This is a genomic window from Oceanobacillus sp. NCCP-135 (assembly GCF_059698015.1).
In genome coordinates this window covers 1-26,875 of sequence record NZ_BAAKSZ010000036.1, presented here as the reverse complement: position 1 = coordinate 26,875, position 26,875 = coordinate 1, and the positions used below count along the sequence as shown (strand labels likewise).

At 37.3% G+C, this 26,875-nt stretch carries 27 protein-coding genes and 1 pseudogene; 18 read left to right on the top strand and 10 right to left on the bottom strand.

Annotation, left to right across the window (positions count from 1 at the left end; genetic code table 11):
- Window positions 1-605: 605 nt before the first annotated feature.
- The 3 genes from AC6HVZ_RS17545 (at window position 606) to AC6HVZ_RS17535 (ending at window position 2,848) form a co-directional block, all read left to right on the top strand.
- Window positions 606-1,085: a Tn7-like element transposition protein TnsE gene (locus tag AC6HVZ_RS17545; RefSeq protein ID WP_497559426.1), complete on the top strand. Its 480-nt coding sequence runs from the start codon at window positions 606-608 to the stop codon at window positions 1,083-1,085.
- A gap of 492 nt (window positions 1,086-1,577) precedes the next feature.
- Entirely contained in the window at window positions 1,578-2,456 is an 879-nt protein-coding gene (locus AC6HVZ_RS17540; protein ID WP_497559425.1) for a hypothetical protein, read from the top strand.
- A gap of 29 nt (window positions 2,457-2,485) precedes the next feature.
- Window positions 2,486-2,848: a hypothetical protein gene (locus AC6HVZ_RS17535; RefSeq protein WP_497559424.1), complete on the top strand. Its 363-nt coding sequence runs from the start codon at window positions 2,486-2,488 to the stop codon at window positions 2,846-2,848.
- 725 nt (window positions 2,849-3,573) lie between these two features.
- Here AC6HVZ_RS17535 and AC6HVZ_RS17530 read toward each other — a convergent pair.
- Window positions 3,574-4,137 (bottom strand): Uma2 family endonuclease, encoded by a 564-nt coding sequence (locus AC6HVZ_RS17530; protein WP_497559423.1) that lies wholly within the window; start codon window positions 4,135-4,137, stop codon window positions 3,574-3,576.
- Window positions 4,138-4,634: 497 nt separating this feature from the next.
- Here AC6HVZ_RS17530 and AC6HVZ_RS17525 point away from each other — a divergent pair, with 497 nt between their 5' ends.
- Window positions 4,635-6,041, top strand: coding sequence for a Na+/H+ antiporter NhaC family protein (locus tag AC6HVZ_RS17525; protein ID WP_497559428.1), 1,407 nt, complete (start codon window positions 4,635-4,637; stop codon window positions 6,039-6,041).
- Between the two features lie 156 nt (window positions 6,042-6,197).
- Here AC6HVZ_RS17525 and AC6HVZ_RS17520 read toward each other — a convergent pair whose 3' ends face one another.
- Window positions 6,198-7,106: a DMT family transporter gene (locus tag AC6HVZ_RS17520; protein WP_497559422.1), complete on the bottom strand. Its 909-nt coding sequence runs from the start codon at window positions 7,104-7,106 to the stop codon at window positions 6,198-6,200.
- A gap of 590 nt (window positions 7,107-7,696) precedes the next feature.
- Between AC6HVZ_RS17520 and AC6HVZ_RS17515 the strand changes: the two genes are divergently transcribed.
- The 5 genes from AC6HVZ_RS17515 to copZ all read left to right on the top strand — a co-directional run bounded on the left by AC6HVZ_RS17515 (window position 7,697) and on the right by copZ (window position 12,697).
- Window positions 7,697-8,404 carry a GntR family transcriptional regulator gene (locus AC6HVZ_RS17515; protein WP_497559421.1) on the top strand — a complete coding sequence of 236 codons (708 nt, stop codon included), beginning with the start codon at window positions 7,697-7,699 and terminating at the stop codon, window positions 8,402-8,404.
- Window positions 8,405-8,419: 15 nt separating this feature from the next.
- Complete coding sequence (locus tag AC6HVZ_RS17510) at window positions 8,420-9,031, top strand: sterol desaturase family protein (RefSeq protein ID WP_497559420.1); 612 nt, start codon at window positions 8,420-8,422, stop codon at window positions 9,029-9,031.
- A 726-nt stretch (window positions 9,032-9,757) separates the two neighbouring features.
- The gene (locus tag AC6HVZ_RS17505) at window positions 9,758-10,060 is read left to right on the top strand and encodes a metal-sensing transcriptional repressor (protein ID WP_497559419.1); all 303 of its coding nucleotides are present in this window, start codon (window positions 9,758-9,760) and stop codon (window positions 10,058-10,060) included.
- A 12-nt stretch (window positions 10,061-10,072) separates the two neighbouring features.
- Complete coding sequence (locus AC6HVZ_RS17500) at window positions 10,073-12,457, top strand: heavy metal translocating P-type ATPase (RefSeq protein ID WP_497559418.1); 2,385 nt, start codon at window positions 10,073-10,075, stop codon at window positions 12,455-12,457.
- 33 nt (window positions 12,458-12,490) lie between these two features.
- Entirely contained in the window at window positions 12,491-12,697 is a 207-nt protein-coding gene (copZ, locus tag AC6HVZ_RS17495) for a copper chaperone CopZ (protein WP_497559417.1), read from the top strand.
- Window positions 12,698-12,945: 248 nt separating this feature from the next.
- Here the strand turns inward: copZ and AC6HVZ_RS17490 are convergent, their stop codons facing one another.
- Window positions 12,946-13,578: a YdhK family protein gene (locus AC6HVZ_RS17490; RefSeq protein WP_497559416.1), complete on the bottom strand. Its 633-nt coding sequence runs from the start codon at window positions 13,576-13,578 to the stop codon at window positions 12,946-12,948.
- A gap of 275 nt (window positions 13,579-13,853) precedes the next feature.
- On the opposite strand from AC6HVZ_RS17490, the gene AC6HVZ_RS17485 reads away from it, so the two are divergent.
- The 7 genes from AC6HVZ_RS17485 to AC6HVZ_RS17455 all read left to right on the top strand — a co-directional run bounded on the left by AC6HVZ_RS17485 (window position 13,854) and on the right by AC6HVZ_RS17455 (window position 20,971).
- Window positions 13,854-15,989 carry a copper-translocating P-type ATPase gene (locus AC6HVZ_RS17485; protein WP_497559415.1) on the top strand — a complete coding sequence of 712 codons (2,136 nt, stop codon included), beginning with the start codon at window positions 13,854-13,856 and terminating at the stop codon, window positions 15,987-15,989.
- 420 nt (window positions 15,990-16,409) lie between these two features.
- Entirely contained in the window at window positions 16,410-17,069 is a 660-nt protein-coding gene (locus AC6HVZ_RS17480) for a hypothetical protein (protein ID WP_497559414.1), read from the top strand.
- Window positions 17,056-17,814: a cytochrome c biogenesis CcdA family protein gene (locus tag AC6HVZ_RS17475; protein WP_497559413.1), complete on the top strand. Its 759-nt coding sequence runs from the start codon at window positions 17,056-17,058 to the stop codon at window positions 17,812-17,814. Before AC6HVZ_RS17480 ends, AC6HVZ_RS17475 begins: the two co-directional genes overlap by 14 nt.
- 17 nt (window positions 17,815-17,831) lie before the next feature.
- Window positions 17,832-18,419, top strand: coding sequence for a TlpA family protein disulfide reductase (locus tag AC6HVZ_RS17470; RefSeq protein ID WP_497559412.1), 588 nt, complete (start codon window positions 17,832-17,834; stop codon window positions 18,417-18,419).
- Window positions 18,420-18,566: 147 nt separating this feature from the next.
- Window positions 18,567-19,178 carry a redoxin domain-containing protein gene (locus AC6HVZ_RS17465; RefSeq protein WP_497559411.1) on the top strand — a complete coding sequence of 204 codons (612 nt, stop codon included), beginning with the start codon at window positions 18,567-18,569 and terminating at the stop codon, window positions 19,176-19,178.
- 40 nt (window positions 19,179-19,218) lie between these two features.
- Complete coding sequence (locus AC6HVZ_RS17460; RefSeq protein ID WP_497559410.1) at window positions 19,219-19,902, top strand: response regulator transcription factor; 684 nt, start codon at window positions 19,219-19,221, stop codon at window positions 19,900-19,902.
- Window positions 19,895-20,971 (top strand): sensor histidine kinase, encoded by a 1,077-nt coding sequence (locus tag AC6HVZ_RS17455; protein ID WP_497559409.1) that lies wholly within the window; start codon window positions 19,895-19,897, stop codon window positions 20,969-20,971. The genes AC6HVZ_RS17460 and AC6HVZ_RS17455 overlap by 8 nt, the downstream gene beginning before the upstream one ends.
- 58 nt (window positions 20,972-21,029) lie before the next feature.
- On the opposite strand, the gene AC6HVZ_RS17450 is transcribed toward AC6HVZ_RS17455, so the two are convergent.
- The gene (locus tag AC6HVZ_RS17450; protein WP_497559408.1) at window positions 21,030-21,581 is read right to left on the bottom strand and encodes a cysteine hydrolase family protein; all 552 of its coding nucleotides are present in this window, start codon (window positions 21,579-21,581) and stop codon (window positions 21,030-21,032) included.
- A 121-nt stretch (window positions 21,582-21,702) separates the two neighbouring features.
- Here AC6HVZ_RS17450 and AC6HVZ_RS17445 point away from each other — a divergent pair, with 121 nt between their 5' ends.
- The gene (locus AC6HVZ_RS17445) at window positions 21,703-22,143 is read left to right on the top strand and encodes an Lrp/AsnC family transcriptional regulator (protein ID WP_497559407.1); all 441 of its coding nucleotides are present in this window, start codon (window positions 21,703-21,705) and stop codon (window positions 22,141-22,143) included.
- A 159-nt stretch (window positions 22,144-22,302) separates the two neighbouring features.
- Here AC6HVZ_RS17445 and AC6HVZ_RS17440 read toward each other — a convergent pair whose 3' ends face one another.
- Window positions 22,303-22,446, bottom strand: coding sequence for a winged helix-turn-helix transcriptional regulator (locus AC6HVZ_RS17440; protein WP_497559427.1), 144 nt, complete (start codon window positions 22,444-22,446; stop codon window positions 22,303-22,305).
- A 113-nt stretch (window positions 22,447-22,559) separates the two neighbouring features.
- On the opposite strand from AC6HVZ_RS17440, the pseudogene AC6HVZ_RS17435 reads away from it, so the two are divergent.
- Window positions 22,560-22,652 (top strand): annotated as a pseudogene (locus tag AC6HVZ_RS17435) (hypothetical protein); the annotation flags it as partial.
- Window positions 22,653-22,822: 170 nt separating this feature from the next.
- Here AC6HVZ_RS17435 and AC6HVZ_RS17430 read toward each other — a convergent pair.
- The 5 genes from AC6HVZ_RS17430 to AC6HVZ_RS17410 all read right to left on the bottom strand — a co-directional run bounded on the left by AC6HVZ_RS17430 (window position 22,823) and on the right by AC6HVZ_RS17410 (window position 26,784).
- The gene (locus AC6HVZ_RS17430) at window positions 22,823-23,059 is read right to left on the bottom strand and encodes a glutaredoxin family protein (protein ID WP_497559406.1); all 237 of its coding nucleotides are present in this window, start codon (window positions 23,057-23,059) and stop codon (window positions 22,823-22,825) included.
- Between the two features lie 17 nt (window positions 23,060-23,076).
- Entirely contained in the window at window positions 23,077-23,673 is a 597-nt protein-coding gene (locus AC6HVZ_RS17425; RefSeq protein WP_497559405.1) for a class I SAM-dependent methyltransferase, read from the bottom strand.
- Between the two features lie 445 nt (window positions 23,674-24,118).
- A complete protein-coding gene (locus tag AC6HVZ_RS17420) occupies window positions 24,119-24,814 on the bottom strand; it encodes an ABC transporter permease (RefSeq protein WP_497559404.1) in 696 nt (231 codons plus the stop codon).
- Window positions 24,814-25,662 carry an ABC transporter ATP-binding protein gene (locus tag AC6HVZ_RS17415; RefSeq protein WP_497559403.1) on the bottom strand — a complete coding sequence of 283 codons (849 nt, stop codon included), beginning with the start codon at window positions 25,660-25,662 and terminating at the stop codon, window positions 24,814-24,816. The genes AC6HVZ_RS17420 and AC6HVZ_RS17415 overlap by 1 nt, the downstream gene beginning before the upstream one ends.
- Before the next feature lie 165 nt (window positions 25,663-25,827).
- Entirely contained in the window at window positions 25,828-26,784 is a 957-nt protein-coding gene (locus tag AC6HVZ_RS17410; RefSeq protein ID WP_497559402.1) for a LytTR family transcriptional regulator DNA-binding domain-containing protein, read from the bottom strand.
- Window positions 26,785-26,875: the final 91 nt, after the last annotated feature.

The following is a 26,875-nucleotide window of genomic DNA, read 5'->3' as shown; positions in this document are numbered from 1 at the left end:
CACCAATAATAAAGGTATTTACTAAGAACATATGATAATATACCTTAAAATATGAGAAGAAAATTTTCCCTTCTGTTATACTCCATCCGGGGTGATGAGTATAATGTTCCCTTTGTCAAGATATTTACTATCCGAGCTTTTTGTGATGTACCACTTTTCTAGTTTTACGAGCAAAAAAATAAAGGGTTTATTTTTTTGAAAAACTACATTTCCTGCCAAAACAGGATTAAATAAAGTTTTCTGAAAATAGCCACCTAAAAAAGGGCATACTTATCCCGTTATCCACAACTGTCTTTTTGAAATTCGACTTATCCACATGTGGGTAAACTAAGATACAAGACTTCTCATTTTCTCTGGCTGGTTCTCTTTAATCTTGCCTAATGCCATGGCAAGCATGATGCACAAGGCAAGCCCACATTTAATTTTCATTTTTTTCATACCACGGATCGTGTGATTTTCAAATCCGAATGACACGTCAAAACGGCTGTTTACACGTTCCGCAGCTGTTCGCTTATTGTATTCCCTTTCCCATTTATAGCTAGCACGATCAATCGGTTGGTGATGACCATTCCATTCGTTCTACAGCAGATAGTGGTGGTCAGCAATTGGCAAGAGGACTAGAGCATCAAATGCTTCATGAAATTAAAGCTCAGGGGGAGTTACAGGACTTTATTAATGTATTGAAGATGTTGGAACAATATCCAGAGATAAAAGTAATTCGGGCATTTATGGATGAGTTGCCAGAAGGGCTGGGAGAACGGAAGTTTACAAAGCTTAGCGATGGTGTTACAAGGAGAAGATATGCGATTTCTGAAGTGTATATGATGGACGGCAAACGTTATAATATTATTGAGGTTGAACGAGAAAATCGTTCATTATCAACACTTATTTTATCATCGCTTTCACAGCAAGATTGGCCTAAGATATATAATCATATGCTTTTGGATCTTGTGAATTCAAGTGGATCCTGGACAAGGAACTTATTAGAGTCTATTAAAACGAAAGGAGTTAGTATTATTAAATCAAGGCATAGCAGTAAAGGCGTAGGACATAGAGCCGAGTTATTAAGAAGAAAATTATTATAACATTTAAACGTACAAGAATGACATAGTTATAATTGTCTATGTAAAATCGGAATTTTCAATTAGATATGTACCCCTTACAAATGGAGATGATACCCTCGATACAATGAATCATTCCCTTAATACAGTATCATGATAGCATAGTATTAATTTATAGAGGGAGGATTTAACTCAATTGTCAGGTCAGTAATTTCTCTATAACTTTTAATTTACTCCACAGTTCCAAATATTCGCAAATTCGAGAATTATTATAAATATAATAACAGATTGAAAGACTAGTAAATTGTAACTATTTTTGTATATAGAGGTTAAAGTTTTTGAAATACGTGATAGAGTTGTAACTAAGAATAAGAGACATCATAATAATATACTTCACATCAAGATATACATAACTTAAAATAATTTCGGTGTCTCTATCCTTTAACTACTTTTCGATAAGAAACTTTGAAAAAAGTTCTTATAAAAAAATTTTAAAAGTAGGAGATTTTTATCTTCATGCAAAAGTTTTCCAAAGTTGTTTCCATTTTGTTGGTCTTCTCATTGGTGGTTTCTTTCTTTCCTGCGAGTATTGGGGCAACTAGTACTAATGAGGGTTTAGTCAAAAGGATTAACAGTGAAAAGGCAGATGGGGAAAATGTGACAACAATGATTCTTAAAAACAATGCAACGGAAGATTTGGAAGTGAAAATAACTGAAAAGAAGGATAGAACGGTATATGAGTCATATCTTGATGGTGAGTTTGTAGATAGAACTATAACCTATCCAGATAGTGATAAGATGTTATATGAGGATAGGGATGGGAATTCTAAAGAATTAAATGTTAATGACTACGTAACAACATCCAATGTGGATCGGAAAGAAGATAAGTATGTTGAGACTGCCAAGAACAAACAAGGTGATATAGGACTCCAATACTCACCGCCTAGTTATTACACCTTGTATCAAAGTGAATACAGCAGTGCTTGGGGAGAATGGGGATATCTCTATGGGAGTTTAAGTCTTTCCTATGGTCCTACTCAAACAGTAGTTTTTAGCACTGGGACGGCTGTTTCTACTATTATTGGAGTCATTGGTGGAATCTTTACTGGAGGAATTGGAGGTATTCTTTTGACTTTAGGTGCTACTATCACTGGTAGTGTTATTGATTCCGCTATTGACGGTCAAGTTTATTCAAGGACAAGTAGATACGACTATGAAGTGATTTCTCAAAATGAGTTGGGACTACGAACGTATACAGAGGACGTTGATGCACGTGTAATTAACAATCAGACGGGAGTAGCTGAATGGGTTGATTTATCAGAACGCGGAGATACTCGTTCGAGATCTGATATGATCCATGCAGGAATTTACAATGTAGTAATCGGAGCATATTAATATTTGTTTAAATAGGAGTTGCAAAGTTCATGAAAAAGACAAACTATGTTATTGTTATACTTGCTTTGTTCCTAATAGGTTCGTGGGTCTGGTTTCTTTATGTGGATAACAAGCCGAAAACTAGTGTAGACTTAGTGGAGCATATATCAATAAATGAAGATTTATCTGGATTAATCGCCACTAATGCATCGATATCAGAGGAAGACTTCCATGCTTATCAAAACTTTTTTTCTGGCGAAGGTCCGACTAAAGTAAGCCAATATTCCATTCTTGAGTATAACGATAACCTACTTCTTATTCAAACAACTCCTGGTTTAGACAATTATCAATTATATATACAAGATATGAGAATAGTTGAATTAAATGAATTTGAAAGTATTTTGGAGAAATAGTGAAAGGTTATTAGTGCTAATTTGACGCCATTCTTTTTTTTAGAATGGCGTTTCTATATGCAATTTTCTCCCCTTATTTAGGTTTAATTGGGAGTTTTTTTAAAAAAAGAAAAAAGCAACCTTCACTTTAAACAATAGAACGGATCCGTTCTATTGTTTTCTGGGGGATGCATAATAATTGCCTCATGTAAATCTATGAGCTTGTATAGCATATTAGCCTTTAAAACTTCTTCGTATTTTAAAAACAAGTTCCAATGCGGCAAGGTTAAATCAAATAACTCTTAATGTTCATCTAACAGGAATAATCAAACTTTTTTATAAATACGAAACCTAAATCTAATAGTTAAATATCTATTTTGATCAATCTTTTTTCAAAATAGGTTCTTTTTGTCAAAAGTACTCATACGAGTTTCAAAGGTAATTTTAATCGAACTTTATTTCAAAGCTACAAAACAGGGACTGTCGGTGATCGATCATCTTGGTAATACCTTTAAAGGGCGACCATGGATGCCCAAGAGCATTCGCTGATTGTTTATCCGTCATATCTTTTACTTTCAGGGGGACTTTGCCTGACACTGTCCCCTTTATTTGTGTTGACTTTTATCATACACCTGAGTAGTTACCTTTATTTTAATAATGTCTTCAGTATGTCAACTACAGAAGGGCTCTATAAAGACATATGATTAAGATAATTTTAAAAGGCAACTTAATTCTAAGTTGCTTTATCAAACAAAAATATTTTTCAGATCAATGAATAAATCATTAAATATATTGACTTTTATCGTCTCTTCGTTTGTATATGTCCCGTCGTGAATAAAATAGTCACCTTTTAGCAAATAGACATCGACAATTTCGTGTGCTAGGTCAACAATCCAATATTCTTTTACACCTGCAGCTTGATATCGATTAAATTTAATCATTTTATCAGCCTTTGCCGTAGACTTTGATAAAATTTCAACGATTAAATCCGGAGCACCGGCAATATGATCTTTTTTAATTTTATCTTGATCACAGATAACCGAGATATCAGGCCTAACCCACTCTTTCATTTCTGTTGTATCTGTTGCCCCTTCGAGAGAAACATCGATTTCCGAAATAACGTCGCAAGTTTTTTTTCTCAAATAGATATCGAATTCAGTTGAGATTTTTACACTTATCTTTTGGTGTTTAACACTTGGAGAAGGTGACATATTGTTAATATACCCATCGATAACTTCATACTTGATGTCATCATTTATTTGCAGGTATTCGCTATAAGGTAAAGAGTTTTTTTCTTTGTTTATTGCCATAATTTTCCCCCTCTCCCTTTTTTAAGTCTTATATTTAGTTTAATTCATTATTCACATAATGTCTAAATAATCTGCCGCTACTTATTCCTTTTTACCGATTCATTTTTGTTTCTATGCAGTTATTTCAGCTGTAACAAAAAAATATTCACCATAACATACATCAAAATCATTACGCTTTAATTGGTGGTGCTGCATGTGATGTTATTTTTTCTGAAGAGGAGAGTTTATCTTTTCGCAGTGCTTAGGATCTTGATATGATGTAACAAGACTTGCTTGATTACTAATTTTATATGAAGTCGGAAAGTTCCAGTTGACACTAAAAATTGAAGCTCCAAAGTTTGCTAGCTCGCTAAGCGATGGTTGCTAGGGAAGAACTTGTTTTCAATATCATTTTTCCCCCTGAATTTTCGGGGGGTATACCAATGAACTTCCCTTGTATGAAATCCTTCAATACTGCACATGGTAAAAATAGGACATAGCAGTGAGGTGACAATACTATAGAACAGACATGGCTTTCTTTAATTCCATTTATTATCGTGATTGTGTTATCGATCTGGTTAAAACAAATCCTTCCTGGACTTGTGTTGGGACTGCTTGTTGGAGCATTTTTAGTGGAATTCAGGGTGCTTGACGGATCAAAAGAAACGGTCAACTATATCGTAACGACACTATCAGACCCGGGAAATATAAATATCATTGCTTTTCTTTACTTATTTGGCGGTCTGATAGGTATGATGCAAATTTCCGGAGGGGTCAAGGGTTTTTCAGAGTGGGCAGGCGACAAAATAAGCTCTGAACGTGGGCTCCTGACAGTAATCTGGCTTACACTTCCCTTTACATTTATGATGCCAATGTTTCGAGTCATGATGATTGGCCCGGTTATTAAAACATTGCTGAAAAGGGTAGACATGTCCAGCTGGAAAGTTGGCTTTACGATGGATGTTTCAACAGGCTCAGTGATTGTACTTCTTCCTGCCGCAACTGCATTTGTCGGATTCATGGTCTCGCTGATTGAAGGAGGCATTCAAAAACATAATCTGGAGGCAGACGCCTATCAAGTATTTTTGTACAGTATTCCATTTAATTTTTTTGCGATTGTTATGTTGATGATTGGATTGATCTGGACATTCTGGTCAAAACCTAAGAAGAAGGTTAAAAGTAAAAAAGAGGATGGGGAGGCGTTTCACCGTACAGGAATAAAAAAAGAACTGGCCATGGTGAAAGCGCAGCCGTGGAACTTGATCGTCCCGTTGTTTTTGCTGCTTGGGCTGACATTGTTCCTGTTGTGGCAGGACGGCATGGAAAAGGGAGCCTTAGGGATATTTGACGCTCTTGCGAAAGCAGACGCTACGTTTGTCATTCTTCTTGCTGTATTTATTACACTGATTTTCACATTCATTTTCTATATGCTTAGGAAGCAAAAACTTGGTGAGACGATGTATCATTTTTATGATGGTGGAAATCAGCTGATGCAACCGATTATCCTCCTTGTACTGGTATGGTCACTGTCCCTTGTGGCAGAAGATCTTGGCTTTTCCCAGTTTATCGAGGCAACCCTCGGTTCTTTCCTGCCAGCCTTCACCATTCCGGCCATTGTCTTTTTAGTCGGTTCGATTGTCAGTTATTTTATCGGCTCTTCTTTTGGAACATGGGGGATTTTCATGCCACTTGGAATAGCATTGGCAGCTTCTACCGGCGCATCGCTTCCAATAACTGTCGGTGCAGTGTTTGCCAGCGGTTCATTTGGTGCCATGACCTCTCCACTTGGTGACACAACGATAACAACTGCATCCATACTAGATGTCCCCCTTATAGCGTATGCCCGATATAAATTGAAAATCGTCTCAATTGGTGTTGGTTTTGCTGCAGTACTTTATCTTGTAGTCGGATTCCTTCTTGGATGATGTTGAAGCTAAAATGGACTAAGTAGAATTTGATTATTATGAATTATGGAATGATTTTATGGAATGATTTGACAAAAACGCAGTAGGTTAACGTTAAAAAGTCCCTCAGAATTAGCTAAATCTGAAAGTTTATTTATTCTATAGAGTTTGCTTAGTCTATGAAGAAGATTTTTTGCCCAAAGAAAGTATATATATCATCCCAATGATACAGGCTGTACCAACCCATTGAAAAAATCCAAAAGGTTCTTTTAACCAAAAGACGGTTGTTAAAACAGCTGACAGCGGCTCTAAACTACCTAAAAGACTTGTTTCTTTAGGTGAAAGGTTTTGCAGGCTTTCTATATAAAACCAGAATCCAATCATCGTACCGAATATGATAACAAACCCGAAATATAAATAGGCTTCTACTGTTAAAGTCGTAAAGTCCATTTGCCAAGGTGGATGGATAAAACTTAATGAAAATCCACCGATAATCATAGCCCAGCCAACAATGACAAGGGAATCGTATTTCGCAGTGAGAGGAACTGCATATAAGGTGTAAAATGCTAACGCTAGCCCAGATAATACACCCCAAACTATTGCAGGTGTCGGCACAGATAGACCTGAGATTGAACCGTTTGATAATAAGAAAAAGCAACCACCTAATGCAAGCGAAACAGTGAATATATCTTGTCGTGTTAGTACCATTTGTTTCCGTAAAATGAAGTAAATGATAATCATGACAGGTGCTAAGTATTGTAATAGTGTCGCAACAGCGGCATTCCCATGATTAATGGATGCCATATACGTATATTGAACCGCAAGCATACCGAGTAATCCGAAGATAATTAAGTGAACAGCTGTTTTTCTATTTTTCCAGACAGCAAAAACTTGAGAACGGTTTTTCCAAAAAAATTGAACGGTTAAGAGTAAAATACCGGCAATGAGCAGTCGTGTCGTTACAAGCCAATTTACGTCGACGCCATATTGTTGAAAGAGCTTCTGTGATACGGTACCACCAACACCCCAAAATGTTGCTCCGGTTATAACAAGAAATAATCCTGTTCTTCTAGTAGATTTATTCATGATCAACTCTCCATCTTAAATATAATAATGTAATAATAAGTGAAAAACTGTTCTAAGTGCACGTCATATGAATAAGTACTTATTAGGTATTTTTATAAACACTTTCATATCGGAGTATGGTAAAAAGATTAACAGAACAATTTAAATAAATGGTGGGGATAGGTAATGAATATGGTAAATAATCCTTTCAAGCTTTAACCGAACTGGAATTCAAACAATCAGAGATAGAATATTGTGAAGTTTATTTAAAGTATCTATTAAGTGTACAAGATGATTTACCAGAGGATATTCTTAAAAAAATAAAAGAAAAAGTGTAATAACATTAAAGGGCCGTTCTTGATAGCAACCAAGAATGGTCCTCGCTATTTGCAAGGAATTGTTAAACATATTGGTGAAATTGAAGCTTAAGTAAGATAGGATAGAATTTATTTTGACACCATGCTTTTCCAAAATAATACTACTGGTTAGCTGACAATTAATAATTCCCAAAATTCCTAATTATATTGACGTATAAATCTGAATACTGTAAACTTATTGGTAATACCAAAAAATATAGTGGTTATACCACAATAGGAAGGAGGCTTAATGAATTGACTCGATCCTCAAACGAAATTGAAAAAGAAATGATCAATGGAATAATTCACGGGAAATATCGAGTAGGAAGTCGACTGCAAACGGAAAGAGAGCTTGCTGCCATTTACCAGGTCGGCCGTCCGACAATCAGAGAAGTACTGCAACGACTTTATCACAGCGGGTGGCTTACGTTAAGAAGAGGGCAGCCGGCGGTCGTTAATGATTACTGGAAAGAGGGCAATGTCAAGACGATTGTAGATATTGTTCAGCACTGTGATGAGGTACCAGATGCTTTTGTTCTCTACTTTTTGGAAATGAGGATTGCTCTTACACCACAATACGTAAAAAAAGCCGTGGTGTTGCATTATCCCAAGGTAGTTGCCATCCTTTCCAAAATGGATGAACTAAAAGATGACGCAGAGGATTTCGCTGTATATGATTGGGAACTGCAGAAAGAGTTGGCCAATCTGTCGGGGAATCCAATATTCCTTTTAACGTTAAACAGCTTTGAGCCTGCATATGTAAAAATGGCAATGAAATACTTTTCCCTTGATTTTTGCCGCAAAGCATCACTACATTACTATAAAGAACTGATGAAAGCCGCACTGCAAGCGGATGCAAATCAGGCAGCAAAACTGGCATACACTATGATGGGAAAAAGCTATACATTATGGGAGAGCCATATGTCGTCTGATGGGAAACAGGTTGGAGAAAATATAAACTAAAGGAGGAATTACTTTATGAAGAAGTATTATAAGGAATTTTTTACTTATCCAGATGTCGCAATTATGCTTGTCTTGTTTGTTCCACTTATGGTTTATACCATATTTAACCTATTGCAGATCGGAACATGGATGGCATTACTCATTGGAATGATAGCGTATGCGACGAGTGAATATATAATTCATCGATTTTTATTTCATATGAAGACACCTTTGAACTCTTTTTTACTAAAAATGATTAAGCGCTTACATTTTGATCATCACGTAGATCCAACAGATTTGAGTTTATTATTTTTGCCGATTTGGTTTAGCTTACCAAACTTTCTTATTGCGTCTGCGGTTTTCTTTTTGATTACGTCAAACCTGGGGTTAACGCTTGCGTTTCTTACGGGGCTGATCGCATATTTTCTATATTACGAATGGAAGCATTATATTGCCCATAAGCCTATTCAGCCACGTACAAATATCGGAAAGAAGATCAAAAAGGCTCATCTATGGCACCACTTTAAAAATGAAAACTATTGGTATGGTGTCACACATACCTCCGTCGATAAAACATTTGGTACGTATAAAGACCAAAAACAAGTGGAGAAAAGTGAGACTGCAAGGAATTTGGAGAAGCGAGCATAGGTGTTTTTTAATACAAACCTCATCACTTCACCAGAAGCATGTCCTGAAGCCTGCGGAGTTAATACGTGTTCGATTTCTTCTCCATCTACCGGTTCTACGCCCTTAGTCCATTCATTTACCTGAGTAATCTTGCCGAAATCAGACAAAGCTGAGAGACAGGCTTATAAAGTGGAAAGAAGAGCCTATGAAGTTGAGAGAAGTATGCAAAAAGTTAAGAGATAATAGTAAATTTCCTTGTTGTCTCTCAACTTTCATCTCTAATTGGATGGCGATTTCTCCAGCATTTCATCATTTGTAGCTACCGCTCTCGATTCTGTTTTTAACGTATATTAAAGTGTATTAATTAATTTTCCCCCTATTTCAGTAATTTGTGATTTCTGTGGTATATTGGGTACGAAGCTTTTAAGGAAGTGGTTTCTACTAATAGAGTAGGCTGAAGCTTTGCTCGCTTAAATGCAATGATTCGCAGCGGAATAGCAAGCCAACTAGAAATGCCGTAGTGTTATTTTCACAGGATCTTTTGAACAAATTTTTAAAAACGTTTATCCACACTGTGGATAAACGTTTTTTGAAATTGTGGAAGTGGATAGGTAAGGATCAGTTAATCTTCTCCATTTCATCTTTGCGACTAATAAATAAATTAGAGTTAAAATTTGAAATGATTTAATTGACATTTATACCATATGGGGGTATAGTATAAGTATAAACGAAAAGGAAGTGATTCATTTGGATAAATTCTTACATGATCACCCAAGTAAACCAAGAACAAAAGATGAAAAGCAAAAAGTAACTAACCGTTTAAAACGTATAGAGGGACAAGTTCGTGGGATACAGAAGATGGTGGAAGAAGATCGATATTGTGTAGATATTTTAGTACAAATCAGTGCCATTCAATCGGCTTTAAAGAATGTAGGTTTCGCTGTCACGGAACGACATATCAACCATTGTGTCAGTGATGCAATTAAACAAGGGGAAGGGAAAGAAACGATTGAGGAATTAATGAGTGTATTAAAACAGTTTTCTAAATAAGGAGGATCTGTTGTGAACGAAACAAATCACGCAACACTAGGTATAACAGGAATGACCTGTGCTGCTTGTTCTACTCGTGTTGAAAAAGTATTAAATAAAATGGATGGTGTCGAAGCCCAAGTCAATTTAACAACGGAAAAGGCAAGCGTAGACTATGATTCAGAGAAAACTTCCATAGCAGCTATTACGAAAAAAATTGAAAATGTCGGCTACGGCGTTTTAATGGATAAAACGGAATTAGATGTATTCGGAATGACCTGTGCTGCCTGTTCAACCCGGATTGAAAAGGTATTGAATAAGCAAGAAGGGATCAAACATGCAGCTGTAAATTTAACAACAGAAACTGCATCCCTGGAATATAATCCAGGACTCACAGATACAAAAGCAATCATTGATAAAATCAAAAATTTAGGCTATGATGCAAAACCTAAAGCGGAGACAGCAGAAAAGCAAACACATAAAGAAAAAGCAATTAAAACGATGAAGGCAAAATTAATTATTTCGGCTGTGTTAGCTGCACCGCTATTAGTAACCATGTTGGTTCATTTATTTAATATGACGATACCGGATCTATTTATGAATTCATGGTTTCAATTTGCTTTAGCAACACCCGTTCAATTTATTATCGGCTGGCAATTCTATGTTGGTGCATATAAGAACCTTCGTAATGGTGGAGCGAACATGGATGTGCTTGTTGCATTAGGTACAAGTGCCGCTTATTTCTATAGTTTATATGAAGCAATCAAGACCATTGGCAATCCAGGATATATGCCGCATTTATACTTTGAAACAAGTGCTGTATTGATCACATTGATTTTATTTGGGAAGTATTTGGAAGCAAGAGCGAAAAGCCAGACAACGAATGCGCTATCCTCTTTGCTTAATTTACAGGCAAAAGAAGCTCGCATTATAAGAGGCGGCGAAGAGACCATGATTCCTGCCAGCGAAGTCGTCGTTGGGGATCGCTTAGTTGTCAAACCAGGTGAGAAAATACCTGTAGACGGTAGGCTTGTAAGGGGAAGAACCTCTGTCGATGAATCGATGATTACAGGGGAATCGATTCCAATTGAAAAGGGTGTAGACTCTGGATTAATCGGCTCAACGATAAACAAGAATGGCTCGATTGAAATGGAAGCGACAAAAGTAGGAAAAGATACCGCCCTTGCATCGATTGTGAAAGTAGTCGAGGATGCACAGGGATCGAAAGCACCAATCCAACGATTAGCCGATGTCATTTCTGGCTTTTTCGTACCGATCGTTGTAGTGATTGCCATTCTTACATTTATTGTATGGATTTCACTCGTCCAGCCTGGCCAATTAGAACCCGCCTTAGTTGCAGCAATTGCTGTGCTGGTTATTGCATGTCCTTGTGCTTTAGGACTTGCAACTCCAACTTCCATTATGGTTGGTACAGGAAAGGCTGCAGAGAACGGAATTCTTTTTAAAGGTGGAGAACACCTCGAAAGAACGCATCAGTTAGAGGCAATTGTTCTTGATAAAACGGGAACCATCACAAAAGGAAAACCCGAAGTTACAAACTTTACTGGTGATGAGGAAACATTACAGTTACTTGCAAGTGCGGAAAAAGGCTCAGAGCATCCACTTGCAGAAGCGATTGTTGCCTATGCTATAGAAAAAGATATTGATTTAGCCGGAGTAGATGATTTTAACGCTATCCCTGGGCACGGTATCGAAGCTACAATTTCAGGTAATAACATTCTTGTAGGAAATCGAAAACTAATGCAAGATCACCAAGTCGATATCGGTGATGCCCAGCAAGACTTAGTTGATTATGAAGTGGAAGGCAAAACGGCAATGCTGATTGCTATTGATGGAAAGTATCGCGGAATTGTTGCCGTCGCAGATACGATTAAAGAAACGGCACCACAAGCAATTAAAGAGTTACAAGAACAAGGCTTAGAAGTGATTATGTTAACCGGTGATAACGCACGAACTGCACAAGCAATTGCTCAGCAGGTTGGTATCGACCAAGTAATTGCCCAAGTTTTACCCGAAGAAAAAGCGGATAAAATAAAAGAAATTCAAGGTAAAGGTAAAAAAGTTGCCATGGTTGGGGATGGAGTAAATGATGCTCCAGCACTCGCAATCGCCGATATTGGAATTGCCATTGGTACAGGAACAGAAGTGGCAATCGAAGCAGCTGATGTAACGATTCTTGGTGGTGAGTTATTACTTATTCCAAAAGCCATCAAAATCAGCCATGCGACAATTAGAAATATCCGTCAAAACCTCTTCTGGGCATTCGGCTACAATACAGCAGGGATCCCGATTGCAGCAATCGGACTACTTGCCCCATGGGTTGCTGGTGCAGCCATGGCATTAAGTTCAGTAAGTGTTGTCTCTAACTCCCTTCGTTTAAAGCGCGTTAAGCTATAATTTTTTCCTACAACTTAAAAGGAGGTGACAAAAATGCAAACGAAAACTTTAGATGTTAAAGGAATGACATGTGGGCACTGCAAAATGTCAGTAGAAGGCGCACTTAACGGGTTAGAAGGAGTATCTTCTGCAGAAGTTGATCTAGACTCTGGTAAAGTAGAAGTTAAATATGATGAAGCAAAAGTTTCATTGGAAAATATGAAAGAAGCAGTTGAAGATCAAGGCTATGATGTAGCATAAAATATATGGAGCTGGTTCCCTAGGTTGGGAGCCAACTTTTATTTTGGCAGTTAAGAAAGCATAAAATTCTTTCTTACTGCATAAGTGCAGGCTTTGGCTGTCACCTAAGGGCTTTGGTGACAACCAAGTTTTCTAAAATTAATATCCAAATATTATAAATAAATTAGTGAAAAATATCACCCTCAAAAGTTAATAATGGACTCATTCGATTTCGAATAAGCCCTTTAAAAATAATTCATTTTAATATTCTATTCAACTGGTGATAATTCACTTTCCGTAACCCATTTGTGATTTGTCACTTCTTCTCCACCAGTTGTTGGAACAAAATCTACCATATAAACAGTAGTTTCTTCTGCAGAATCAATTTTAGCCGTTGCACCATTCATACCTTCCATATGATCTGCATTTAGGGTAACTTCTGTGCCTGATTCTAGAGGAGCTTCACTAGCATCTTCTAATTCTTCATGAATGACCCACTTATGATCTGTTACTTCTTCTCCACCGGTTGTGGGGGTATAAGAAACAGTATATACCGTAGTATCATATGCACCAGCAATCGTTGCTTCTGCGCCATTCATACCTTCCATATGGTCTGTTTCAATAATCGCTTGACTCCCAACTTCATAGGCTGGGTTTTCAGCCACTTGCAAATCCTCAGGAACTTCGCCAGAGCTTGACATGTCCATTTCAGAATGATCCATTCCTTCATGTAAATCGGAATCCGATTCCATATCCATTTCTTCTTCTGTATTGGATTCTGTTTCTGTACCCGTATTTTCTTCAGGATTCGTTTCTTCGGTTTCACCTGCACCTGCACAAGCTGCTAATAGGAACACCATGAATAAAGCTATTATTCCTATTATAATTTTACTACCTTTCATTTTAAATACCCTCCATTAATTTATTTCATTATTAATCTACCCAATAATTTTGCAGTTTATGTGCAGATCACTTACAAAGAGAGGATGATCAACAGAATTAAATCTAGCAATTTAATAAAAAGAATGTTTTTCTGCAAACTTTTTTGCAATCTATTATGTTTAAATTATACATTAGGGGGGTATGGTATGTTATGATGGTGATAAGAAGGAAACCTTTTGTGCATTATATAAAAAGGATTTCTTATTACAATGATGAACTGGGAGGAATGATAGCTATGGCAAATCATGATAGTAAGAAAAGTAAACAAAATAACCACGAACATCATGGGCATGAACATCATCACCATGAACACAATGAACATGATCATCATAAACACGATCATCACGAACACAATGACCACGATCATCATAATCACAATGGACATGATCACTCAGGTCACGGACACGAACATGGAGGAGGTCATGCGGGTCATCATGAGCATATGATAGATGATTTTAAAAAGCGTTTCTGGGTATCTTTAGTTTTGGCGATCCCCATAACCTATCTATCGCCTATGATCCAAATGCTTTTCAACTATGAAGTGACTTTTACAGGTAACACGGTATTATTATTCTTACTTTCAACCATCGTCTTCTTCTATGGAGGAAAACCGTTTTTACTTGGTGCCTGGGATGAAATAAAATCAAAAGCACCTGGGATGATGCTATTAATCTCGCTAGCCATTGTCACTGCTTATGTATATAGTACGTTAACAGCTTTTTTTATTGATGGAAGTGACTTTTACTTTGAAGTGGCCACGTTAATTGTCATTATGCTGTTAGGTCACTGGATAGAAATGAGATCGATAATGGGTGCGTCAAAGGCACTCGAGGAATTAATTAAACTGATGCCGAAAGAAGCGCATAAACTTGATGCGTCCGGAAACATTGTCGAAGTGTCTGTGGAAGAATTACACCCTGGAGACGAGATCCTTGTGAAATCAGGAGAAAAAATAGCCCTTGATGGAGAGATTTTTGAAGGGGAATCTACCGTCGACGAATCCATGTTAACGGGTGAATCTGTTCCTGTAGACAAAGGACCTGGAATGGAAGCAATCGGTGGAGCCGTTAATGGGGAAGGCGTATTAAAAATTAAGGTAAACAAAACTGGAAATGACACGTATTTATCCCAAGTTATCAAATTAGTAAGTGATGCAGAAAATACCAAATCAAAAGCTCAAGGGTTTGCAGATATTGCAGCGAAATGGCTATTCTATGTAGCGGTGGTTGCTGGAATTATCACGATTGCTTACTGGAGTACGACAGGTGATTTTGAATTTGCGTTAGAAAGAATGGTTACTGTTCTGATCATAGCCTGTCCACATGCACTAGGTCTGGCAATGCCTCTAGTTACTTCAAGATCAACGTCGATTGCTGCTAAAAAGGGCTTGTTGATTCGTAACCGTACCCCATTTGAAGGTGCATGGAAGCTGGATCGAGTTGTATTTGATAAGACTGGTACCCTTACAGAAGGAAATTTCGGGGTAACTGACATTCATCCAAGTAGCAATGTAAGTGAAGAGGAATTATTGAAGTTAGCTTATTCAGTTGAGACACAATCCGATCATCCAATTGCAAAGGGGATTGTCAAGGAAGGTAAAGATCGTAATCTAGAGCTCTACGATGTAACGAATTATAGAAACTTAACCGGTAAAGGATTAACTGCTGACGTAAATGGTCAAGAAATCGCAGTTATTAGCCCAGGAGCAATGAGAGCGAATAATATAGCTTTCGACGAAGAAACGTTTGAAAAACTAGCACAACAAGGAAAAACAATTGTTTTTGTATTAAAAGATAATGTATTACAAGGAATGATTGCATTAGCGGATATCATTCGCGAGTCCTCTTATGAAGTCATCAGTCAATTAAATGCAAGTGGCATTGAAACGGTTATGATGACAGGTGACAATAGTCGTGTTGCAAATTATGTAGGCGAAAAACTTGGCCTGTCAAAAGTGATTTCAGAGGTTCTGCCACATGAGAAATCTGATAATGTGAAAAAGTTGAAAGAGGGTGGCAAAAAAGTCGCCATGATCGGTGATGGAATCAATGATGCCCCAGCCTTAGCTGAAGCTGATTTAGGTATCGCAATTGGTGCTGGTACAGACGTTGCCATTGAGACAGCAGATGTTGTTTTGGTAAATAGTAACCCTGTTGATATCTTAAATATCGTAAAGTTATCGAAAGCCAGTTATAGAAAAATGATACAAAACCTAGGATGGGCAGCAGGTTATAACCTATTAGCCATCCCGCTTGCAGCAGGTGTATTGTATAATATCGGTATCGTGATAACACCAGCTATTGGGGCTGCTGTCATGTCATTAAGTACGATTATTTGTGCAATTAATGCTCAATTGTTGAAGATTGATTAAATGTAAGAAGAGGTAAAGTAGGAAGTTCTCATATGGACGTTGCAAAATGTCAATTGAAGCTTCATTGAAAGAATTAGACGAATAATACAACAAGAGACCCTTAAGCGGTCTCTTTCTCTTTCATTAACAAATGTACATAGATTTATAGCCATGATCGCATTCTCCTCTAAAAACTCACGAATCCGAATTTCCTTTCATAGTTAGTCTTTTTTGGACTCAGGTTCTCCACTACCCGCAAAAAAGTTATCCACCTTATTAGCCATTTCAGCAGGTGATGAAGAAACCTCCACTTAATTTAAATTTCGTTTTATGTCTTAGAATTGTCACATCTTACATTTGAAATTGCATATTTTCATCAAATTTTCACATTGCCTATGTATTGTAGTGTTTGAAAGGTAATGAAACGGAGGAAAAATGCAAATGGCGACCGCAGATAAAATGATGTCAATTGGAATTATTTTTATAAGTATAGCCGCTGGACTTATTTTCTTCTATATAATGAGTGACTTACCAAAGGAAAAAAGGAAAGTGCTTATCGAAGAAATGGTTGCACAACTTATTAACTTCATTATCTTTATATGGCTTGGGAAAATCATATTGAATTTCTTTGTATTTATAAAAGATCCATTAGCCATATTAGCGTATCCAAGTAATTCAGATGCTTTTTATCTTGCTTTATTATTTAGCGCAATCGTACTTGTTTATAAGTCGAAACGAAAGGAAATAGATGTTCTTCTGTTTATAGAGTCTTTTTTTCCTGTATTTTTAGTTGCGGCATTTTTGTATGAGTTTATTCAACTTGTTTGGAATAACAATACATATTCGCTTGGAAACTTAGGTCTATTTACTGTCCTGCTTGTGTTATACCTCCTTATTCGTGACCGTCTACCAGTCAGTAAGGTGATAATCATTATGTTAATCGGATTCTCAGCAGGCATTTTATTATTGTCATCTATTCAGCCATTTGCTACAGTATTCGGCTATATCATGGCACCATGGTTTGTGGGTTTGTTTTTCATCATAAGTTTATCAATAATAATATATCAACAAAGAAAGAGGGATTGTAATGGGTGGAATTGAAGCAGAAACAATGTTAATTGTAGGAATGTTTTTAGCGGTTGGTGCAGGAGCGTTATCTTTCTTGTCACCCTGTGTTCTACCAATTTTTCCGGCGTATATGTCATATATTACTGGAATTAGTGTGAAGGAATTACAAGGGACTAAGAATACTCGAATTCGTCGTCAATTATTAAGCCATTCCTTATTTTTCTTACTTGCAGTTTCGCTGGTCTTTATCAGCCTGGGTGCAAGTGCATCGTTTTTGGGACAATGGGCTCAAGATTTACTATTTGGTGATTCCGGGTTATTTATTCAACGAATCGCAGGGATTTTCATCATTATTATGGGGCTATTTGTTGCAGGCTGGATCACCATTCCAACATTAATGAAAGAAAAGCGTTTTCGTTATTCGAAAAAGCCAGCTGGTTATTTGGGGACATTCTTTATTGGCCTTGGATTCGCTGCAGGCTGGACCCCGTGTATAGGGCCGATTTTTGGATCTATATTACTTCTGGCTGCAAGTAACCCTGGCCAAGGTGTATTTTACACAGTTATGTATGTTATCGGCTTTTCCTTGCCGTTTCTTATTTTGACTTTCTTTCTTGGATCGACGAGATGGATTGTTCGACATAGCCAGATGATTATGAAGGTGGGCGCAGTTATTATGATTATTATGGGTCTGATTTTATTTTTCGGACTAATGCCACGTATCACTGGATTTCTGCTTGAATTAGTACAAGACACATGGTTAGCAAAATTAGGATAGTTTGAGGGTGGTAATCAATGAAAAAGACAATTCTTATCGTGATTGTAGTGGGAATGTTAGGGTGGGCGGTGTATGATTTTACAAGTTCAACTAATGAAACCGCCATTGAAGAAGAACAGGGGGGAATGATTACTTCGGCCCCACCTAGTGATGATGAAGATGAAGTCACAGAGTCTGAAGAGATCGGACTTGCATTAGGGCAGATAGTTCCTGATTTTGAATTGGAGACATTGGAGGGAGAAACCGTACGTCTGTCTGATTATAGAGGGACTCGAGTTATAATCAACTTTTGGGCTACTTGGTGTCCCCCATGCCGGGCGGAGATTCCCGACTTGCAAAAACTTTATGATAATAAGGATGTGGAGATTTTAGCAATTAATTTGACAGAAACAGAAGAAAGTAAAGAAGACGTTACCCAATTTGTAGAAGACTTTGAAATGACTTTTCCGGTGTTAATGGACACAAACGCTGAACTCGCTACTACCTATCAGGTTGGAGCATATCCGACCTCCTATATGGTTGATTCAAATGGTCATATACAATTCTCCGCAATGGGAGCAATGAATTATGATCTGATGGTACAACAATTGGAAAAGATGGAATAGCTGTTTAATTTTAGTGATGTCTATCAGGAAATAGGGTTTATAAAAGTGGGAACGGCAATAATTATGCTAAAGAAAACTTTTAGATAGGAAAGGAACTGAATGAGGGTGAAGCGGCGTTTTTAATTTAGGATGGGAGGTGGTATATTGATGAAAAAAGTGATAATTACCGTTGTTCTTGTTGGAATGGTTGGATGGGCGGTGTATGATTTGACTTTTCAACCAAATGATTCGCAAGCTCCGGAAAATGAGGTATTTGAACAAGAAGAATCAAGTGTTGTCAGCAATCAGGCTGAGACAGCAGTTAATGAAGCGAGTGAAACTACAACCGAAGCCACTGTTGGGTTAAACGTAGGAGATATTGCTCCAGACTTCGAACTTCAGACGTTAAAGGGTGAAGCCGCTAAATTATCAGACTACTTGGGCAGGCGTGTCATGGTTAATTTTTGGGCTACCTGGTGTCCGCCATGCCGTGCTGAAATGCCAGACATGGAGAAGTTCCATCAAGCTAAAGATGTTGTTATCCTAGCTGTCAATTTAACGGAAACGGAGCCCAATGTACAGCAGGTTCAAAGTTTTGTGAACGAATTTAACTTAACGTTTCCTATTTTAGTAGATGAGGAAATTGAAGTAGCTACTAGTTATGGTATTCGCCCAATCCCAACTTCCTTTATGATTGACTCAAATGGGATCATTCAATACAAGGCTTTAGGTGCGCTAACTTATGAATTTATGGTGCAGGAATTCGAAAAGATGAAATAGCCCCAGTTTTTGCCTACAATAAGGGGAGAGGTGACCCAGGATGAAGCAAACCATATTAGTTGTAGAAGATGATCACATGATTCGCAGACTTATAACTATTTATTTGGAAAAAGCCGGATATGATGTAGTTCAGGCTGCTGACGGGATGGCAGCAAAGGAAGCTTTTTTAAAATATCACCCATGTTTAATTATTCTCGATTTAATGCTTCCGAAATTAAGCGGAGAGGAATATTGTAAGTGGGTCCGTGAGCAGGAACAAGGCGAGGTGTCCATTATTATGCTTTCTGCTAAAGCTCGTATAGAAGAAAAAATAAACGGATTGAAAATCGGTGCAGATGATTATTTGACGAAACCGTTTGATCCAAATGAACTTATCGCTCACGTAGAGGCTGTATTACGGCGAACAGGGCAATTTTGTCAAAAGATTGTCTCTGACGGGTTATGTATTAAACCGAGAAAAGGGGAGGTTCTGCTTTACGATAGACAACTGAAATTGACGAAGCATGAATTCAACCTGCTATACCACCTTATGCAAAGCCCAAACATGATTTTTTCAAGAGAACAACTAATCGGTCAACTGTATCCTTATGCTGACAGAACGGTTCTGGATCGTACAATCGATGCCCATATTAAAAAACTAAGGGAGAAAATTGAAGAAATTCCGGCTTCACCTAAACGAATTCGTACTGTCCGGGGAATGGGGTATAAATTTGTTAATGAATAAACATAGAAAGTCAGTACTTCCAAAACGATTTTTATGGCGTTTAACATTTCTTAATATCTTTGTTGTTGCCTCTTTTATCGTAATAAGCAGCTTGGCAATTTATCATACAGCCTGTTATTTAGTTGATGAAATGGGAACAATGAATAATCAAACACAACGACAGTTTAATTCGACTCTTTTTCTTTATTTATGGATATTCAGTGTTTCTGCAATAGTAATAGGTAGTCTGATTCACTTTTATTTAACTAAAAAAATGATCCGTCCAATAAGGCGATTGATAGCATCTACCAAAAGGATGAAGGAAGGGCAATATCCCAGTCCGATTGAAGTGAAATCCGAGGATGAGGTAGGGGAGTTGATTGCTAGTTTTAATGAACTAATGCAGCAACTAAAAGACAATGATCAACACAGAAAAAAGCTTGTATCCAATTTATCACATGAATTTCGCACCCCTTTATCGAATTTAAATGGTTACCTAAATGCATTGACCAATGGCGTTATTGAAGGTGATCCTAAACTTTACCAATCGCTTTACGAGGAAACAGAAAGAATTATCAATATGGTGGAACAGCTTGAACAATTGAAAGAATGGGATTATGTATCAAAACAAAATTTTTATGAAAAAGAACTGGTGGATATGCAGTTGTTAGTAGAGCAAGCAGTAGAGATGTTTCGTTGGTCATTAAAGAAAGCAGGTATTTCTGTCAGCGTTCAAATAGAATCCGGTAAAATAAATGTTTACAATGGAGGTGTTTCTCAGGTTATTACGAATTTGCTTGATAATGCCATTCGTTACTATCAGGGGTCAGGACCGATCATGTTAAAAGGAGAAAATCTTAAATCGGAATATAGATTTACTGTCACTGGTCCAGGTCAAACGATTCCAATAGCTGAACAAGAGAAAATTTTTGAGCGCTTTTATCGTATTGATCCTTCCAGAAACCGGGAAACTGGCGGTTCAGGGCTTGGACTTGCTATTTCAAAAGAACTCATCGAACATCATAATGGAAGAATTGGAATTAGTTCAGAAGGTGATAACCATGCTTTCTGGTTTATATTGCCACTGTAATAAAAATAAGGGAGCTTGTTTTTAAACAAACTCCCATTTATATAGGATTACATGTGTGTTAGCTTTGTTTCAGAAAATCCTCAGTCGAAGTTACTTCGGCATACATACCATCAAGTGCGCTGACAAATGCATAATGAACTTGTTCAGCTGGTACGGCATTACCTTGATAGGATAAGTCACTTGTAGCACATGCATCTTCAATAAGCGTAGTTTCATAGCCTAAATCTACTGCAGCTCTGACTGTGGCATCGATACACATATGTGTCATCATGCCTACAACAACAACTTTGGTTATTCCTTTTTCTTTTAATTTGCCTTCTAATTCAGTCTTTAAAAAGCTATTAGGGAAATGCTTTATGATAAGATTCTCGTTTTCTAATGGTTGAACAGCATCATTTATCTCAGCGCCTTCCGTATCTGGAAGAAAGAAACCTAACGCCGGGTCTGCTGCAATATGTTGAACATGAAAAATATTATCTTTGTTATTCTGTCTAAACGATTCAAGAATTTTAGCAGCATTTGCGGCTGCCTTTTCAGGGTTGCTTAATTCCATCCTTCCTTTTGGGAAATAGTCATTTTGAATATCGATAACAATTAAAGCTGTACTCATTATTTTCCACCTCATTTAAAATATTTTGTTACACTATAATGATATATCTAAAGTTGACTTTTATCGATGCCTTGATGAAAGACTTTAATAACAAATCATTTCATGGTGAAAGGAGTTTATTATGGAACTTGATAGCATTGATTTTCAGATCCTGCGGCTACTATCTGAAAATTCACGTGTTCAGTGGAAAGACTTAGGGAAACAAATTCATATGACAGGTCAAGCAGTAGGGAATCGTATAAAAAAGCTTGAGGATAGTGGTGTAATTAAAGCTTACTCTCTAATAGTCGATGAAATGCAATTAGGACTGAGCTTTACAGCGTTTGTCATTATTTATATGAAAACAGCAAATCATGATACCTTTATACGTTTTATTAATGATAGAAAAGAGGTAGTTGAAGTTCACCGAGTATCGGGAGAAGGCTGTTACCATATGAAAGTGAAAGTTAATAGTCAAGAACAATTGAATATTTTTCTAAATACAATTCTCCAGTATGGTAATTATAGTGTTCATCTATCTATTCAAGAGATTAAACAACATCATCCGATGACTGCTACATAAGAAAATGATTTTTTTCTTGTAATTTAAAAGATTTGGAACCCACAGGTGAAATAAATTAAGAGCTGAAATTCTTGAATAAACAAGTGTTTCAGCTCTTTTGGATTTTAGAACAATCACCTATCATCCAGTCCTTCATACAGAATATACGGTTTTCTCTCTTTATTGTACTTTATGGTGATCTCCCCATTGGCACATTGTCTGGATAATTGGCCAGAGCGTCTGCCCTTTTTCAGTCAGACTATATTCAATTTTTGGCGGAATTTGTGGATATTTAGTTTTTGCATATAGTGAGCTTGAGAATATATCTATTTAACAAACGATGCAGCCGCTTAATTGAATAACAAGAACCCTATAAAGATATTCTACAATTGGCTATGCCTGCTGAATATTCAGAGCTTATTTCTTTATTAAAGGTAGTTGCCAAAGATGCTATCCACATTTTAATGGAAGGAACACCTGCAAACGTGAAAGTAAATGATATCATTAAAATGATCAAATGTGTAAAAGGGTCATTGGTATCCATAATAGCAACAAGGCTAGGACATAAGTGAAACATTGATAGGCTTTAATTCTACTTACAAAGATAAAACCGCATGAAATCAGATTATTAAAATTGGCTTCATGCGGTTTAGTCAGTTAACTCATTAGCTGCTAAACGAACAATATGCAATTTTTTCCATTAATCATTTAATGATTGTAGCATTTTTTCTGGATTAAACCCGGAAATCCATTTCCCGTTTATATTGGTTTGAGGAACAGATAGTTTTTTCGTTTTCCCAATTAGTTTAAGCATTGCTATGGGATTCATATCCACATTTACTTCTTGATAGGGTATTTCAAAGGAATCCAAAAAACTCTTAACCATTTCACATACCGGGCATAAGGTTGATGTATATATCGTTGCAGATTGATTCATTGATATTATCCCTCTTTTTAGTAATTCTCGTTATAGATTTTCGGGTTTCTTACTGCTATTGCATATACATTTTCATTAAGATTTATTACCTCTGTTTGAAAATCTTCTGCAGCAAGTTCCGCATTCAATTCTTCTGATGAAATCCTTGCCTGAAAAGGAGCCCCTATACTTGATTTTATTTTTTGCCAATCAAGAATTAAAATATTCCCTTCTTGTTTCAGCAATCTCTTAAATTCCTTATATAATTTTTTTCGATCAGGCACTTCATGAGTTACGAAAGCAATTAATATTTTATCAATTTCATGATCTTGAATCGGAATGTTTTCAAAACCAGATTCAATGTACTTGATGTTGCTAATTCCTTTTGATTTTGCATTTTCCTGTAAAGCCTGTAACATTTTTGGTTCTATGTCAACTGCATAAACTATTTTGTCTGTTTTTTCAGCAATTGGAAGGGTAAAATAACCATTCCCTGCTCCTAGATCTGCTACAGTATCTTCACTGCTTAGCTTCATAATTTTTATAACATCCAGTGGATCAATTACCTTTTTTCTCTCAGGATCTAGTAATTTATCCGCTTTTTCCGGATTAAATCTATGACCATGACCACTCATACATACACACCCTTTGGATAGTTTATTTTAGTATTTCCACTCTCAAAACAGTAATCAATTTTAGTTTGTTTATTATTTCAGGTTTCCGGGAAGTAAGATATCTCGTAAAAGCAGTTTTTAATATTTTTGATCATTATTGATTTTTTCGGCTAGTTCTTTTGGTGTTATGCTTTTCATAAAGCCCTTCTCCTTATCTCGATAGTTACCCATGGGGGTATAATTTTATTTAAAAAAATAAAACGTCTTTTAGTTAGTTTACAGATACTACAATATACCCCTGGTGGTAAAATGTCAATAGATATGTAAAAAGAAATATCATAAAGTAAAAGTGTCATTTTGTGCGGGGGATTAAGACAACGTGACCATTTTCAAGTTAAGGCTATTCTTATGTAAAGATTTAAAAAACAGCCACATCCTCATTTGAAAATGTGGCTGAATGATACAGTTAATCATCTGTCATTGTCTTTTTAAAGCAAACGTACGTAAACAATGCTGCGCCAATGACCCAAACAGCTATGATGCCGAGTGGCAGCCAGGAGCTTGTATCGTGTATTTCGATTCCCTGCATGACAGGAAACACATTGGCTATTTTTATCACCATACTGTCTTCAGAAAATCCAAGGGAGCCAATCACCGGTGTGAAGCCGAACAGGAACATGATCGGCAACAGGTAAACAGATGTTGCCGCAATCGATTTTGCAAATAGCCCAGTACCGATACCAAGCAACAGAAAGAATAAAAACAGCAAGATTAGTCCAATGATGACCCTGAAGTTCAGAAATGGATCAATACCAACAATCATCAGTGAGACAACAAGAGAAACAAAGGTTATGAGACCGGTAACCAGGCTTTTTCCGACAATGATATCCAAAAACGAAGCAGGCGATTGAATCAGTCCGCGCAATGTCTTCTTCTCATTTTCCTCTGCCATCATGGTCATTATTATAGTTGATGTAACCGCTGAAAAAGTCGCCCCAACAATCACATAAATCAGGCTAATTGGAAGTTCTTCATTATTCCCCATTCGGGTGTACATTAACGCCAGTACGACTGGAATTAGCGGCATTGTCAACAGCATCATGTTTTTCATGAAGTCTTTGATGTCTTTTTCAAAAATGGCACTTATACGTTGAATGTTCATTATACCAACTCCTTTCCGGTTACTTTTAAAAAGATCTGGCCAAGTGTCGGGTTATCTGTATGCATTGCTTTCACTTGTCCGCTTGCGATCAGTTCTCTGATTTTATCGGCTTTCTCCGGTTTATTTTCGATGACCAGTCGATCGCCTTCGAATGTTTCCACATGAAAAGCATGTGTCGAGTATTTGTAGCGAAGTGCTGCCGGACTGTCTATTTCCTGCAGTTCGCCATTGTTTAGGAATGCAACACGGTCACATAATTCATTCGCTTCTTCCATATTATGGGTTGTTAGAAAAATTGTTGTTCCCGCTTCATTCAGCTTCTGGAGTCCACGATGGATTTGTGCCATATTTCCAGGATCCAAAGCAGATGTCGGCTCATCCAGAAATACCAGCTCGGGCTTATGAATGAGGGCTTTGGCCAGCAGTATACGCTGTTTCATCCCTTTTGACAGCTTCGAGACTGTTTTGGAACGCTCATCATGCAAATTTACCTCACGCAGTATCACGTCAATTTGATTTAGGGCTGCATTGTATAATTTACAAAATAATTTCAGGTTGTCATAGACGGTCAGCCGCTCATACAATGAGCTGTTATCCGATAATATTCCTATCTTGGATTTGAAATTGGATGTTGTAAACCTTGCTGAATTCATACCGAGCACTTTCACGTCACCGGCAGTTTGTGCCAGCTCTCCGGTTAAAATTTTAATCGTAGTTGTTTTGCCAGATCCACTTGGACCAAGCAGTCCAAAAATCTCACCCTTTTTTACATTGAAACTGACCTGTTTAATGGCGGTGTTTTTGCCAAACACTTTTCGCATTCCTGTTACTTCAATTGCGTTTTTCAATTGAAAACCTCCTTCGATCAACTGCTTTAATCGTAGCTGATGAGGCTTAAGGATGCAGTCATATTGGAGTGGAATGTACCATAAATTGAGTGAACTGTACCGGGTTTAAGTTGAAAAACCACGTGTGAAAGCTGGTCTGATCCAGCTATTCGGGCTGAACTGTACCTATTCCAGGCTGAATTTCTCCTGGATATCCTGAATTTTGGTTCGTGACAGCGGAATGGTTGACTGTATTTTATTATTAATTCTGAGTGAATACGTATTTTTTGACCATGTAATAATTTCACGCACCTTTTGCAGGTTCACGATATAGGATCGGTGGCAACGATAAAAACCGTAAACCTCTAATTTCTTTTCTATTTCGGACAGTGTGGAATCCATCGTATAGGATTCATCATTGATGACAATCATCGCCTTTCCATCCTGGCTCTCGATGTAGTCAATTTCAGGCGGGTCAAAAAGGATCATTTTATCATCTACTTTTGCCGTGATCTTAAATAGATTTGCAAACGCTGGACTGGTGCCCTTAGAACTCTCCAATTCAGAATTACCCGATTCCTCCTCATCAATTTCAACTTGCTGTATACCGTTTTGCTGAAGCTTGTATGCAATATCTCCAAGTAAAAGCGCATGTTCTAGGTTAGAAACTAAAAGGAGTATAGGTATGTGATCATCCTTTATTTTTCGAAGCATATTGATGAAGGTATTGATTGTCATGACATCAACACCGTGGATCGGTTCACGGAACACCATCGGATGAGCGCCGCTCATATAATATTTGGCGAAGTAGACCCGGCGGATTTCTGATTCCGAACAGGTGTGCAAAGGATTTTTTGCACAGCTTTGCAGCTCAAACTGCACGAGAATTTCAGGCAATGGTGTCTGACATCCAAACCACTTATGAAAAAAGGCGATATTGTTTTCCACAGTTAGACGGGTGTATAATCCTTCCTGCTGATCAAAAACCGAAATCTTGGCATTGCTACGGAGAACTTTCACCAACTCAGCCTGCATATCTGTATCACTATAAACAGCTGTCGCATGCGAATCTTCAACGGTAAGGGAAAATGAGGGGAGAGTCTCACCTTTTATAATCTCCTGATTAATTGTAAAATGTGCCATTCATTCAAACTCCTGTTCAAGTTAATTACTTAAGTTTCGCACCCCCAAAAACAGGGTTTACAAGCTATGTTCTTAGCCTATCTTTCCTGCT

Coding starts and splice junctions, on each gene's coding strand:
- AC6HVZ_RS17430 (WP_497559406.1), bottom strand. CDS start 23,059: ATGAATCAATCTGCAACGATATATACATCAACCTTATGCCCGGTATGT.
- AC6HVZ_RS17410 (WP_497559402.1), bottom strand. CDS start 26,784: ATGGCACATTTTACAATTAATCAGGAGATTATAAAAGGTGAGACTCTC.
- AC6HVZ_RS17510 (WP_497559420.1), top strand. CDS start 8,420: ATGAAGAAGTATTATAAGGAATTTTTTACTTATCCAGATGTCGCAATT.
- AC6HVZ_RS17465 (WP_497559411.1), top strand. CDS start 18,567: ATGAAAAAAGTGATAATTACCGTTGTTCTTGTTGGAATGGTTGGATGG.
- copZ (WP_497559417.1), top strand. CDS start 12,491: ATGCAAACGAAAACTTTAGATGTTAAAGGAATGACATGTGGGCACTGC.
- AC6HVZ_RS17475 (WP_497559413.1), top strand. CDS start 17,056: ATGGGTGGAATTGAAGCAGAAACAATGTTAATTGTAGGAATGTTTTTA.
- AC6HVZ_RS17420 (WP_497559404.1), bottom strand. CDS start 24,814: ATGAACATTCAACGTATAAGTGCCATTTTTGAAAAAGACATCAAAGAC.
- AC6HVZ_RS17445 (WP_497559407.1), top strand. CDS start 21,703: ATGGAACTTGATAGCATTGATTTTCAGATCCTGCGGCTACTATCTGAA.
- AC6HVZ_RS17450 (WP_497559408.1), bottom strand. CDS start 21,581: ATGAGTACAGCTTTAATTGTTATCGATATTCAAAATGACTATTTCCCA.
- AC6HVZ_RS17540 (WP_497559425.1), top strand. CDS start 1,578: ATGCAAAAGTTTTCCAAAGTTGTTTCCATTTTGTTGGTCTTCTCATTG.
- AC6HVZ_RS17425 (WP_497559405.1), bottom strand. CDS start 23,673: ATGAGTGGTCATGGTCATAGATTTAATCCGGAAAAAGCGGATAAATTA.
- AC6HVZ_RS17535 (WP_497559424.1), top strand. CDS start 2,486: ATGAAAAAGACAAACTATGTTATTGTTATACTTGCTTTGTTCCTAATA.
- AC6HVZ_RS17485 (WP_497559415.1), top strand. CDS start 13,854: ATGGCAAATCATGATAGTAAGAAAAGTAAACAAAATAACCACGAACAT.
- AC6HVZ_RS17490 (WP_497559416.1), bottom strand. CDS start 13,578: ATGAAAGGTAGTAAAATTATAATAGGAATAATAGCTTTATTCATGGTG.
- AC6HVZ_RS17530 (WP_497559423.1), bottom strand. CDS start 4,137: ATGGCAATAAACAAAGAAAAAAACTCTTTACCTTATAGCGAATACCTG.
- AC6HVZ_RS17480 (WP_497559414.1), top strand. CDS start 16,410: ATGGCGACCGCAGATAAAATGATGTCAATTGGAATTATTTTTATAAGT.
- AC6HVZ_RS17520 (WP_497559422.1), bottom strand. CDS start 7,106: ATGAATAAATCTACTAGAAGAACAGGATTATTTCTTGTTATAACCGGA.
- AC6HVZ_RS17460 (WP_497559410.1), top strand. CDS start 19,219: ATGAAGCAAACCATATTAGTTGTAGAAGATGATCACATGATTCGCAGA.
- AC6HVZ_RS17470 (WP_497559412.1), top strand. CDS start 17,832: ATGAAAAAGACAATTCTTATCGTGATTGTAGTGGGAATGTTAGGGTGG.
- AC6HVZ_RS17455 (WP_497559409.1), top strand. CDS start 19,895: ATGAATAAACATAGAAAGTCAGTACTTCCAAAACGATTTTTATGGCGT.